The sequence below is a fragment of the Bacillus sp. z50 genome, from assembly GCF_058313585.1.
In genome coordinates, this window is the sequence record NZ_JBZFQL010000011.1 from 39,281 (window position 1) to 52,247 (window position 12,967).

The following is a 12,967-nucleotide window of genomic DNA, read 5'->3' on the forward strand; positions in this document are numbered from 1 at the left end:
AATCCACTGTATAAATTACCGTAATATTTAACGAATAACTTTTATTTTGACCTTTTTTACACCCCAGTTATGGGCTTCGGCAGATGTAGGAACATAGACGTCAATTTTATTCCCGTTTATGGCGCCACCTGTATCTCCTGCAACTGCATAACCATAGCCTTCTACATATACTCTTGAGCCAAGCGGTATTAGGTTAGGGTCAACAGCGATAACCTTTTTGTTCGGATTTGCACGCAGGTCAATGCCAACTGCAGTTTTACCCGAACAGCCATCACAGTCAACGGTATAGGCAGTAGCAGTAACATAATATTCATCACTATCACTAGCCTTTTGAACGTTCTTTTTTACATTAGACATTGGCTTTGCTATAGGTTGTTTTTGTTTTGTCCCAACGGAGATTACCTGATCAGTTTTTTCCTTAATAACATTTTCTGAAATCAGCTTTTTGGACACAACTTTCCCATTTTCTTTAATAAGCTCATATTTCTTACTTACGAGACCGTTAACGCCTTCAGTGGTTACTTTCTGTTTTCCTGAGGTTAATGAGGAATCATTTCGCTTGATAGTCTCATATGCAATCGGTTCTTCTACTACATCCGTATCTTTTTCAACACGTGTAATAGACAAGGATGTTTCCTTACTAAGCTTTTCGTTTATCCCAGGTTCAACACGATCCAAATCACCAATATGTATATTGGCAGTATCTAAAAAGTCCTTCACAGGGGTCGAGACTGTCCATAGTATTTTTTCATTTTCACCATCAATTACGGTAACAGGAAAAGCCTTCTCAATATGTATAATCATACCGGCTTCTATCTTGTCATTCATATCATGGGACAGGAAATCCTCGTTCCTTAGCTGTATATTTTCCTCTTTTAAAACATCTTCCACTGTCTTCGCAGTCGTAGCAAAGCTCTGCTCTTTGTCATCTATTATGACATTTATATCAACAGCAGGCTCCCACACAATGTGTAAATCATCTTTTATTTTAGTCGTTTCAGGTATACTGAGATAGTCCTTCGAATCTACTAATATGTCATGTTCTTCAAGTAATTCACTTATGGTATCAGCATGGGTTTTTACCTTTTGCTTTTCTCCATCCAGGCTCAGTGCCACTGTCTTCTTTGTTCCTTCAAAAAATAAAACTCCGGAAGCTAATAGAAATACAGCGATACTAGTCATCATTAATATTACCTTTGGCGTTTGCCGCGGCCTGGAAAATAGGTTTTTCATGTATTTATTCACGAAAAAATTACCCCCTTTTCACTGAATGCATTATATAAATATATAAATAGACTTGTCAAATAATACCGCTCTCATGCTTATTAGAGTAAGGATTACATCGAGACAGTTAATGACATTCAATCTACCTATCCATATACATATATTTTCTCAGTAAAATGGGGGAAATCTGTCTTTAAATCAATTTAAAAAGCGTCTTGGCATTACTCATAGTTGCTTCAGCAACTTCCTCATAAGAAACCTCTTTCAGCCTTGCTATTTCCTCAGCAACAAGTTTGACATAGCCAGGTTCATTTCGTTTCCCTCTAAACGGGTGAGGGGCCAAATAAGGACAGTCAGTTTCAATCAATAATCTATCCAAAGGCACAGCCTTTGCAACCTCTTTTGGTTTAACTGCATTTTTGAATGTAACCGGCCCGCCTAAAGAAATATAAAAATTCATGTCTAAGCATACCTGTGCCGTTTCCACACTGCCGCTAAAGCAATGCATAATCCCGCCAACTTCTTCTGCATGCTCTTCCTTAAGGATCGCTACCACGTCCTCTGTAGCATCCCTGTTATGAATGATGATGGGAAGCTTGAGTTTTTTAGCAAGACGAATCTGACGTCGGAATACATCCTTTTGGATATCCTTCGGTGATTTGTCCCAATGATAGTCTAAGCCTATTTCTCCAATTGCCACCACTTTTGGATGCTTGGTCAACTCTTCAATCCATTTAAGATATTCATCAGTTAGGTCGATTGCATCTACCGGATGCCAACCAATCGCTGCATACATAAAGTCATAAGTTTCTATTAACTCCATTGCTCGTTTAATAGTTTTCTCATCAAAGCCAACAACGATAACCCGCTCTACTCCATTCGCTTTGGCTCGACTGATAACTTCTTCCAAATCATTATCAAATTGCTCATCATTTAAATGCACATGTGTATCAAATAACAATGTTAGCACTCCTTTACCATTTGCCTAGAATACCTCTCTATACCCAAAACAATAGGGATGTTTCACATGTAACATCCCTACGTTTAAAATCAATTATTTAACCTGTGCCCCATTTGGTAAGGATTCCGCAATAGAGGCTAACGCCAATTGACCATCAAGACTACCTGCTAAAATCATCCCTTGAGATAATACACCACGAAGTTTAACCGGTTTTAAATTCGTTACGCAAATAACCTTCTTACCAGTCAATTCTTCGGGTTTGTAATGCTCCGCAATGCCTGAAACAACCTGACGCTGCTCATATCCAAGATCTAATTGAAGTTTTAACAGTTTGTCTGCTTTTGGCACGGGCTCAGCTTTTATTACTTGAGCTACTCTGAGCTCCACCTTTTTGAAATCATCAATCGTAATCTCTTCTACCTCTGTAGGTTGTTCGATTTCCTTTTTCGCTTCTTGGACCGGTGCAGCTGGTGCCGTACTTTGCATCGCTTCCTTAATATAAGTTACTTCTTCTTCCATATCCAGGCGAGGGAAGATAGGCTGTCCTTTTTTAACAGTTGAATTTTCAGAGATCAACCCAAACTCTTTCAAGCTATCCCAGCTTTGTAATAAAGGATCCTGACAATCCAATTGCTCAAATATTTTTTCAGGAGTTACAGTTAGGAATGGCTTCAGCATGATAGCAACTCTTCTTAAGGATTCTGCTAAATGAACCATTACAGATGCCAACTCGTCAACTTTAGCTTCATCTTTCGCTAAGGCCCATGGTTGAGTTTCATCAATGTATTTATTTGTGCGGCTTACCAATTGCCATATAGTAGATAACGCAACAGAGAATTGCATATCATCCATTGCCTCTTCATATTTTACTACCGTTTCCTTATTAGCTTGCAGCAGCTGCTGATCAAATTCACGCTCTGACCCTTTATAAGCTGGTATTTTTCCTTCAAAGTACTTATTAATCATTGCAACAGTTCTGTTCAATAAGTTTCCAAGGTCATTGGCTAAATCAAAGTTAATTCTTTCAACGAAGCCTTCTGGAGTAAATACGCCATCCGCTCCGAATGGAACCTCACGTAATAAGTAATAACGAAGGGCATCCAAACCATATCGATCTATGAGCGTTACAGGATCTACAACATTCCCTTTAGATTTAGACATTTTGCCGTCTTTCATTAATAACCAGCCATGTGCAAATACTTTTTTAGGAAGAGGTAGATCAAGTGCCATTAACATGATTGGCCAGTAAATAGTATGGAAACGAACGATTTCCTTACCAACCAAATGGACATCTGCCGGCCAATAATTCATGTACTTGGAGTCATCATCAGTACCGTAACCTAAAGCTGTAATATAATTAGATAATGCATCAATCCAAACATAGATAACATGCTTAGGATCACCCGGCACCTTTATGCCCCAGTCAAAAGTTGTTCTGGAAACAGCTAAATCCTCTAAACCAGGCTTTAAGAAGTTGTTAATCATCTCATTTTTACGTGACTCTGGTTGAATGAACTCAGGGTTCTCTTCGTAAAACTTTAATAATCGGTCAGCATATTTACTCATTTTAAAGAAGTACGATTCTTCTTTTACCTTTTCAACTGGACGTCCACAATCAGGACAATTGCCATCTTCCACCTGACGATCTGTGAAAAATGATTCGCATGGAGTGCAATACCAGCCTTCATATTGATCAAGATAAATATCGCCCTGATCAAGCAAGCGTTTAAAAATCTTCTCAACAACCTTCTTATGTCTTTCTTCAGTGGTTCTAATGAAATCATCATAAGAAATATCAAGCTTGTTCCATAGTATTTTGATGTCTCTGATCATACCATCAACATATTCCTGCGGGCTGATTCCTTTTTCTTCTGCCTTTTGCTGAATCTTTTGCCCATGTTCATCTGTACCAGTTAGGTACATAACATCATATCCACGCATTCTCTTATAACGAGCCATTGCATCTCCTGCAACTGTCGTATATGCATGTCCAATATGAAGATTTCCACTTGGATAGTAAATTGGGGTAGTAATATAAAAAGTATTTAATTTTTCCTTCATCTTTTCCACTCCTTAAAGGCCTTGCAATAAAGTACGTAAGATTTGCTTATAAATACATTACATAATAGTACATTATAAAGGAATTTTAATTATTTTTATACATATGAACCCAGGGCGCTTTTGGAAAATTTTATTACACACATATATTGAAAGCTTTTTCACAAATAATTATTGTAGACAAGATGTAATAATTATATGAATATATTTAATTTTGTAATAAAAATACAATTAGGCGCAAAATATATTTGTTTTATTTTGAATCTTTTATAATTTGTCGTCAATTTTTCCATGTAAATGATTCATTTAATGTATATTAATGTAAATTTATATCGTTTTTTAACTGTTTTTTTCATAAAACCTCACTAAAAATGGAATAAACTACTATTATTATGCAATCCAAAAACATTGACGGTTTTGGGAATGCTTGGTATTATGAAAACATCCTTAAATTTTGTCGAATAATGACGAATTTTATTAAAAAAATATTTTACTATGAGAGGAGTATTTTTATGAAATCCACAGGTATTGTACGTAAAGTAGATGAGCTTGGACGGGTGGTAATTCCAATTGAGCTTCGTCGTACTTTAGGAATCGCAGAAAAAGATGCTTTAGAAATTTATGTTGACGATGAAAAAATTATTCTAAAAAAATATAAGCCGAATATGACTTGCCAAGTTACAGGTGAAGTATCCGACAACAACTTCACACTTGCTGACGGTAAATTAATCCTTAGCCGTGAAGGAGCAGAACAGCTTCTTAAAGAGATTCAAGAAAACTTGGTTGTAAACAACTAATCAAAAAGCTTCCCTTTCGGGGAGCTTTTTGATTAGCTTTTAATTTAATTCTCTTCAACATGATAAGCCTGATAGATTTCTCTTTTTTGAAGACCCCTATCTTTCGCAACCTTTTTTATCGCTTCATTCGGTTTAAGGTTCTCAGATTCAATATAAAAATCGACGTGCTCTTTCAATTCCATCTCTGTCCACCAGGCTGTTCCTAGATCATCTAACTCTTCCCTATCTGACCCCTCGGTTATGATCACAAACTCACCGCGTATTTCATGTTCATTAGCCCATTGTATAATCTCAGACATTGTCCCTCGAATATATTCCTCAAACTTTTTTGTCAGCTCTCTTGCCAATACTATTTTTCGATTTCCAAAATACTCATACATTATCGTAAGTGTTTCCTTTAAACGATGAGGAGATTCATAGAAGATTATGGTCGAATCCTTTATTTTTAATCGCTCCAGTTCTTTCTTCTTTTCTTTACGGCTTCGGTTTAGAAATCCATAGAAATAAAATGGCTGCGGGACTATACCTGAAGCAATCAGTGCCGTTAGTGCCGCATTTGCACCAGGCAATGATACGACCTTTATGTCCTCCTCTATGCAGGACTGGACTAACTCATAGCCAGGATCTGAAATAGCAGGCATTCCGGCATCGCTTACGAGGGCAATTTGTTTTCCACTTTTCATTTTCTCAATCAAGGATTCCCCGCTCTGATTCATATTGTGCTCGTGATAACTGACTAACGGTGTCTGAATATCAAAGTGATTGCACAGTTTTTTTGTATTCCTTGTATCCTCTGCCGCAATTAAATCTGCCTGCTTGAGGATATTTATTGTGCGAAATGTCATATCATCTAAATTACCGATTGGTGTTGGTACTAAATAGAGAACTGCTTCATTCTCTTTTTCAAAGCTTTTTTGGGCCTTCATTATCTGTTCCTCCCATTTGTACGATCCTTTCCTTGGCGCCCCTGCTTAGCTGTTTAAAGCGATACTCAGCCTGCATAGCCTCTGTCTTTGTCTGATACTCCTCGACATAGCGAAGCACCACAGGCCTTCTCCCTCGTGTATATTTGGCACCTTTCCCATCATTATGTGTATTCACTCTCTTATTTACATCATTTGTATACCCAGCATAATAACTGCCGTCCGCACATTCAAGTACATAAAAATAGTGATTATTCTTGTCCATTGATGATGGTTCTCAATTCTTTGGTATACTCATTATTTTCATCATACACAATTAATGGTGGCAATAATTTTAAATCAGGATTTCCGCCTTTTATTCCTTCAATCAGGATTGTATTTGCCTCTTTATTTGCCTTTGGATACACAAATTGAAGACGTTTTGGTTCTAATCTATACTTTCTCATTAACGTTACAATATCAAGCAGCCTACCGGGTCTATGAACAAAGGCCGCTTTACCGCCGTTCTTTAAAAGCTGGCTGCTCACTCTGATTACATCCTCCAATGTACATTTAATTTCATGCCTGGCTATGGCAAAATGTTCATTTTCATTTTGAATTTCCTTCGCTGGTGTCAAAAAATAGGGTGGATTACAGGTGACAACATCATATTTATCATGGCCGAGAATTGGAATAATTTTATTTAAATCCTCATGGTACATTTCAATTCTATCATCCAGCTTATTGTAGCCTATACTCCTAACGGCCATATCATATAGTCGCTCCTGAATCTCCACTCCGTATATACGCCCCTTGGTGCGTGTACTGAGCAAGAGTGGAATGACACCATTTCCAGAACATAAATCAACCAAATTCCCTTTTTGAATGGGAACATATACAAATTTAGATAATAAAACAGCATCCAATGAAAAAGAAAAGACACTCGGGCTTTGAATAATCCTAAGTGGCTCTCCCAATAAATAATCCAGACGCTCATCATCCTTTAATATATACACTCTACAATCCGCTCCTACCTATATACAGTAAAAAATCAATTATAAAAATAGTCTTTCCTATCGATAGGAAAGACTATCTTTATTTCTTATTTAAAAATGAAAGACAAAACAGGCAATCCCCATCTTTACGTGGACTTCCAAAGTGCAGATTACAAATATGGAAACCTTCTTGATATAGTCTCGCTAAATTATCGTAGCCCTCTCCGACATCCATTAGCTTATTGCCTTTTTTTGCTTGCTTTTTCTGAGAAACCGCAGGCTTTGTCTTTTCTAAATCCAGCAAGCGACGCCTTACATTTTCGTTTTCTAACTTGAGGGAATTATTTTCTTCCAATATTTCTGCGAGATGTTCTTTTAAATCTCCAAGTTGCTTATACAAATCTCCAATTTGAGCTTCCATACTGCTAACCGAATCGAAAATTTCCTTTTTATTCATCAACACCCACCACCTTATTAATCTGTGGCTTGAATCGAGAAGGTGCCTTCCTCCATCATCTCATCCAGCGTATATTCAACTACTCGTTCCTTACCCTGCAATTCTATTTGCATGATTTTTTCAAGAATGTTAAGACCGATTACTTTACCGCGACCAACCGGTGTAACCACGTACTCTCCCAAATCTGGAAGCTGCTCTTTTGCGCTCTCATATTCATCATTCTCATATTTTAAACAGCACATCAAACGCCCGCATAGACCTGAGATTTTCGTGGGATTCAATGATAAGTTTTGGTCTTTAGCCATTTTAATGGAGACCGGTTCAAAGTCCCCAAGAAATGTAGAACAACATAACATCCTGCCGCAAGGTCCAATGCCTCCAAGCATTTTTGCCTCATCCCTGACACCAATCTGTCTTAATTCAATACGTGTTCGGAAAATAGCTGCCAGATCTTTAACCAGCTCACGAAAATCAACTCGTCCATCTGCTGTGAAATAAAAAATCACCTTATTACGATCAAAAGTATATTCAACATCTACAAGCTTCATTTCCAAACGATGCTCAACCACTTTTTCGCTGCATACTTGAAATGCCTGTTCAGCGATTTGTTTATTTTCGTCCACAATCAGCCGGTCTTTTTCATCAGCTATTCGAATAACTTTTTTCAGGGGCAGAACTACATCATTTTCCCCAACCTGCTTTCTGGGTATAACAGCTTTTCCAAACTCTACTCCGCGTACTGTCTCAACTATGATGTATTCATCCTTGGCTATTTCCAAATCACCTGGGTCAAAATAATATATTTTACCCGCCTTTTTAAAGCGGACTCCTACAACATCATACAAGTGTAAACCCCTCCTGAAGGTTAAGCACAAGCTGCTCCATTAACAGCTGTGGGTTTATATTAGCCGAAATTTTTCGTTTTGACTCTAATATTTGATTCATTTGATACGCCAATTTTTTGGGGGAATGTTGAATGGCCAATTGGCGAAGCCTTTCCTCCATATCTTTGTATACAATCTCTTCCGGCTTATCCAGCTGTATATAAAGGAGATCACGATATATATTCAATAGGAGCATTAAGCCTATTTCTGTCTGTTCTCTTTCTTTAAAATGCGAAAGCCAACTCTCCTGAATGACCATAATACCATCCACAGGATTTTTCATTGCTTCAAATAATTTTACCACTATTTTTTGGGCTTGTGCAAACCACTCATCCTCATTTAACGACAAACCTTCATCGACACTGTTCGTCAAACTCGCAATCAAGGGAGCCTTCGTGACAGGTACTCCTGCCTGTATTAACTGCTTACTTAATTCCTTTGGATTTAACGGCATAAAGGATAACGTTTGGCAACGGGATAGGATGGTTGAAAGCATGCGGTGAATTTGATCTGTAAGCAAAATAATTGTTGTCCCTGCATGAGGTTCTTCTAAAAATTTCAATAAACTATTGGCCGCAGAAGCAGTCATTTTATGTGCATGCGTAATAATGTAAACTTTTTGTGATGACTCAACTGCCTTCTTTTGAAATTCCTCATGAAGCAAACGAATTTGTTCCTTTTTTATCGATAAACCATCCGGTTCAATAACATGGACATCCGCATGGTTTTTATGGTCAATTTTTTTACAATTTGTACATTCCTCACAGGGAAGAAAACCGTCTTCTCGGTTATGGCAAAATAAAGATTTAGCCAGAAGAATACTTGTATCCTTTTTACCGGTACCACGCTCTCCTTCAAAAAGATAAGCATGGGCCACACGATTCTTCATTAGGCTATTCTTGAGCATCATTGATACTCTTGGTTGTTGATTGGCTAATTGATCCCACGTGTTAATCATGCTTATTTCCTCTCATCCTCACTGACTGTATAAATTGTTAAAATTGGTAAAACTTATCCACCGGCATTACAAAAACTGTTGCTCCTCCTACCTCGACCTCTACTGGATAAGGTACATAAGAGTCTGTATTACCACCCATTGGAGTAACTGGTGCTACAAGCTGCTCTCTGGATTTGCAGTTCTTCTTTATGATTTCAAGAGCCTTATTCACCCTTAATTCCTCAGTACCTATCAAAAAGGTAGTATTACCGGATTTTAAAAATCCTCCAGTTGTAGCCAACTTAGTTGCTCGGAAGTTATTGTCGACCAAATCACCTAATAATTTAGTACTATCTTTATCTTGTACTACTGCTATTATAAGTTTCATGGCTAAAACCTCCTATAAGGATTATAAAGAAAAAATGACGGTGCGTATTTAAGCTTTACTTATCCATTATACCAGTTATTCTGTAACCATAAAGCAATTCAAGTGATAAATATAAAACCTTAAAGCATTTGCCTTAAGGTCTCCTGTGAATATATGTCCGAATTTGTTGAAGAGTTTCTTGATAAACTTCTTCAAAGCTTTGATTTGCATCAATTACCTTTATTCTATCAGGTTCATTTTTTATTAATAGTTGATAGCCCTCATATACTTTTTGGTGGAAATTGAGCTTCTCAAGATCCAAACGATTTATTTCCCGACTTTTATGATTTTCAATTCTCTTCAAGCCAATTTCAGGATCAATCATAAAGAACAATGTAAGTTCTGGCATGGTATCCTGTATAGCAAAGCGATTGATCTCTCTGACTTCCTCTATCCCAAGACCTCTTGCATACCCCTGATAAGCCAATGAGCTATCTACAAACCGGTCACATAAGACAATACAGCCTTTATTTAATGCAGGTACCACCTTCTCCATAAGATGCTGTCTGCGCGCTGCTGCATATAACAGTGCTTCTGTCCTGGAATCCATTTCAGTATGATCAGGATTTAAGATGACCTGCCGGATTTGTTCTGCAATAGGAATTCCACCAGGTTCTCTTGTCAGTACAATTGAGTAGCCTTCCTTTTCAAGCTGCTCTCCCACTCTTGCTAGTACGGTCGTTTTCCCAGCCCCTTCAGGACCCTCTACCGTTATAAAAACTCCACGTTTCAAGGCAGTAACCTCCAATATTGTAACTACTAGATAGTATATCATATGTGACTTACACAAAGACCTCAATTTGTTGTTGCTTTAAATAAACTCCTCCTTGGATTTTAGCCCCCTGAGTTAGTAAGGATGTGCATTTCTGCACCATGTCATAGGTAATAATCTCTCCCTTTTGAATGAGCGGAATACCTGGAGGATATGGAACAATTGTTTCTGCTGAGATTTCTCCACATGCATGAGCAAGAGAAATTCTTTTCCGCGGCATTATATCCATTTCCTCATAGGATATTGCTAGGACACTCTCCATATGTTGTTGTTTATTTTTTAATGGGTTACTAGCCAGGCTTATTCGTGTTTGTTCTCCTGTAATCCAATTAATCCTTTCTAGCCTTTGTATAATATCATCAACAGAATATGGTTGACTTTTCTTTAATAAAGGCAGAACAAGCAGTACATGCAGCTCATCTGCGAGCTCTGAATAAATCCCTGCTTGCTCCATTAATTTTTGCAGCTCAAAGCCTGACATTCCGTTTTTATGATAGAGAACAAGCTTTAAAGGATCCTGAATATCGCTGTTTTCTGATTCGAAAATGCACAGTTCCTCATGCCTTCGTAAATATTGTTTAAAAGACTCAATTTGCTCTATTAAATATTCCTTATCCTTTTCTGAATAGCTCTCTAAATAAGCCCTCGCTAAATCTAGAGACATCATAATTGGATAAGATGGGCTGCTTGATTGCAGCATTCTTAAATACCCTTCCACACGCTCTTGGTTTACCAATTCACTGTTTATATGTAAATAGGAGCCCATTGTCATAGCAGGCAGGGTTTTGTGAGCTGAGTGAACAACTATATCTGCCCCCAAATTGACAGCAGATGGCGGAAAAGGAGCACCTGCCGCAAAGTGGGCACCATGCGCTTCATCAACTAAAACTAGAATACCCTTTTTATGAGCTCGCTTAATGATAGATGCCAGATCTACTCCCAACCCATAATAATTAGGATATGTAAGAATAATTGCTTTTACATCCAGATGATCATTCAAACTATTATAAATTGTTTCATATGGAACACCAATTGAAATATCAGATTCTATAACAGGCGTCAGAAATATTGGGTTAGCTTTAGCTAGTTTTAATCCATTCATCACAGATTTATGGCAATTCCTTTGTACAAGGACTTTATCTCCAGGCTCAATACTAGCCAAGATCATCGCAAGATTACCGACAGTTGTTCCATTCACAAGAAAGTAACTTTTTTTAGTCTGATAAAACTTCGCTAATAATGCTTCAGCCTCTTTAATACCCTCTTCTGGTTCATGCAAATCATCTAATCCTGCAAGTTCTGTCACATCCCATGACAGGACCGAACTAAAACTCCGAGGAGCCTCAATAGGCAGGACAACACCATTTTTATGGCCTGGAACATGCATGGATATGGACTTCTTATTTCGGTGTTTCTCCAGCATATCTAATATTGGTACTTTAATTATTTTTTCCGCCACTCATACACGCCTCCTTTTCCAACAAATAAAAAGGCTCCTTCCGGTTGAAGGGGCCAGCTGACTATATTATAAGGATGGAGTATAGCGGTATTCAAGTTTTATGAGTAAATACTGGAAATATTCATTTTCTTCAACTTCTCTACATGCTCATTATACAAAGGGTCATTTGTTTCTGTATGAATTAACACATCCTCACATTCCGAGCAAATAAAAATATTATATAGATGCATTCCCTTTTTTTTCGTCGATTCACAGATTGCACATTCTTCGTTAAGATGATCATTTGTTTCACGCTCGCAGTTGGCCATTTACTACACCTCCATACCTCTTAGTATCGCCCCCGGCCACAAACTGTATACAATATTTTAAATTTATATATTATTCTATGCCCACAAGTGAATTTCGTTGTATGTCTTTCAAAATGTCCAACATATAAATATCTTTGAGGAATAATTCATGTAGAAACCTTTGGAATTCACGGCTTAAATGTTGTAGCAAAATGCTGGGGTGTGTTCTTGAAATTGGCATAGCTCAACTATTCGTAGCTTTAATTACATAACCCCAGGAAAGGGGAATCATTAGTATTTGATAGGTGGCTTCCTTTGTCTTTTTCGTATCTTTATTTCGGGGATAGGTGGGGAGCAGGTAGGTGATAGATCGGGCGTAGGTGCTTCATAGGTGGAGCATAGCTAGCTGCTTTCCTCCATACTTCACCTACCTTTCAACCCCACCTATACCCCGGTATAGGTGGGGCATAGATGCTTCATAGGTGGAGCATAACTGCTTTCTTCCACACTTCACCCACCTTCCCCCGAGTATAGATGTCCCATAGGTGTTGAATAGCGCAGCTTTTCTATAGCTTCCACAAGTCTTTAAGGTAGTATCCTTTACGAAAGATCCTTCCCGACTCCTCACCCATCCAGCTCTAACAAGTATCCAAAATCCTCCCTGGTCCCTATAAAAACAACACAAAAAAACCAGCTCATCAACTGAACTGGTTTCTTAAATTGCCCGGCAACGTCCTACTCTCACAGGGACTCGCGTCCCAACTACCATCGGCGCTGAAGAGCTTAACTTCCGTGTTCGGAATGGGA

14 protein-coding genes and 1 rRNA gene are annotated in these 12,967 nt (G+C 38.0%); 1 reads left to right on the top strand and 14 read right to left on the bottom strand.

All coding sequences use genetic code 11. From position 1 onward, the window contains the following. Positions 1-27: 27 nt before the first annotated feature. The 3 genes from AC4G3N_RS18955 to metG all read right to left on the bottom strand — a co-directional run bounded on the left by AC4G3N_RS18955 (position 28) and on the right by metG (position 4,246). Positions 28-1,245: a resuscitation-promoting factor gene (locus tag AC4G3N_RS18955; protein ID WP_491091012.1), complete on the bottom strand. Its 1,218-nt coding sequence runs from the start codon at positions 1,243-1,245 to the stop codon at positions 28-30. 172 nt (positions 1,246-1,417) lie between these two features. Continuing rightward, positions 1,418-2,185: a TatD family hydrolase gene (locus tag AC4G3N_RS18960; RefSeq protein WP_491091014.1), complete on the bottom strand. Its 768-nt coding sequence runs from the start codon at positions 2,183-2,185 to the stop codon at positions 1,418-1,420. A 93-nt stretch (positions 2,186-2,278) separates the two neighbouring features. Beyond that, complete coding sequence (metG, locus tag AC4G3N_RS18965) at positions 2,279-4,246, bottom strand: methionine--tRNA ligase (RefSeq protein ID WP_491091016.1); 1,968 nt, start codon at positions 4,244-4,246, stop codon at positions 2,279-2,281. A 503-nt stretch (positions 4,247-4,749) separates the two neighbouring features. Here metG and abrB point away from each other — a divergent pair. Further along, complete coding sequence (gene abrB / locus AC4G3N_RS18970) at positions 4,750-5,040, top strand: transition state genes transcriptional regulator AbrB (RefSeq protein ID WP_139063808.1); 291 nt, start codon at positions 4,750-4,752, stop codon at positions 5,038-5,040. A 44-nt stretch (positions 5,041-5,084) separates the two neighbouring features. On the opposite strand, the gene rsmI is transcribed toward abrB, so the two are convergent. The 11 genes from rsmI to rrf all read right to left on the bottom strand — a co-directional run. Further along, on the bottom strand, positions 5,085-5,966 hold the full coding sequence (gene rsmI / locus AC4G3N_RS18975; RefSeq protein WP_066103200.1) for a 16S rRNA (cytidine(1402)-2'-O)-methyltransferase: 882 nt from the start codon (positions 5,964-5,966) through the stop codon (positions 5,085-5,087). Then, positions 5,944-6,228 carry a GIY-YIG nuclease family protein gene (locus AC4G3N_RS18980; RefSeq protein ID WP_066103203.1) on the bottom strand — a complete coding sequence of 95 codons (285 nt, stop codon included), beginning with the start codon at positions 6,226-6,228 and terminating at the stop codon, positions 5,944-5,946. The genes rsmI and AC4G3N_RS18980 overlap by 23 nt, the downstream gene beginning before the upstream one ends. Then, positions 6,215-6,952 (bottom strand): tRNA1(Val) (adenine(37)-N6)-methyltransferase, encoded by a 738-nt coding sequence (locus AC4G3N_RS18985; protein ID WP_066103240.1) that lies wholly within the window; start codon positions 6,950-6,952, stop codon positions 6,215-6,217. Before AC4G3N_RS18985 ends, AC4G3N_RS18980 begins: the two co-directional genes overlap by 14 nt. Before the next feature lie 85 nt (positions 6,953-7,037). Beyond that, positions 7,038-7,394: a DNA replication initiation control protein YabA gene (yabA, locus tag AC4G3N_RS18990; protein WP_066103206.1), complete on the bottom strand. Its 357-nt coding sequence runs from the start codon at positions 7,392-7,394 to the stop codon at positions 7,038-7,040. Between the two features lie 17 nt (positions 7,395-7,411). Next, on the bottom strand, positions 7,412-8,239 hold the full coding sequence (locus AC4G3N_RS18995; RefSeq protein WP_066103211.1) for a PSP1 domain-containing protein: 828 nt from the start codon (positions 8,237-8,239) through the stop codon (positions 7,412-7,414). Beyond that, complete coding sequence (gene holB / locus AC4G3N_RS19000; protein WP_066103216.1) at positions 8,232-9,236, bottom strand: DNA polymerase III subunit delta'; 1,005 nt, start codon at positions 9,234-9,236, stop codon at positions 8,232-8,234. Before holB ends, AC4G3N_RS18995 begins: the two co-directional genes overlap by 8 nt. Before the next feature lie 37 nt (positions 9,237-9,273). Continuing rightward, positions 9,274-9,603 carry a cyclic di-AMP receptor DarA gene (gene darA / locus AC4G3N_RS19005; protein WP_066103220.1) on the bottom strand — a complete coding sequence of 110 codons (330 nt, stop codon included), beginning with the start codon at positions 9,601-9,603 and terminating at the stop codon, positions 9,274-9,276. Positions 9,604-9,736: 133 nt separating this feature from the next. After that, positions 9,737-10,417, bottom strand: a complete 681-nt coding sequence (tmk, locus tag AC4G3N_RS19010) for a dTMP kinase (protein WP_148631348.1) — start codon at positions 10,415-10,417, stop codon at positions 9,737-9,739. Positions 10,418-10,424: 7 nt separating this feature from the next. Beyond that, a complete protein-coding gene (locus tag AC4G3N_RS19015; RefSeq protein WP_254654693.1) occupies positions 10,425-11,873 on the bottom strand; it encodes an aminotransferase class I/II-fold pyridoxal phosphate-dependent enzyme in 1,449 nt (482 codons plus the stop codon). Between the two features lie 98 nt (positions 11,874-11,971). Beyond that, entirely contained in the window at positions 11,972-12,181 is a 210-nt protein-coding gene (locus AC4G3N_RS19020; protein ID WP_066103225.1) for a sigma factor G inhibitor Gin, read from the bottom strand. A gap of 701 nt (positions 12,182-12,882) precedes the next feature. Further along, positions 12,883-12,967 (bottom strand): 5S ribosomal RNA (gene rrf / locus AC4G3N_RS19025); the annotation flags it as partial.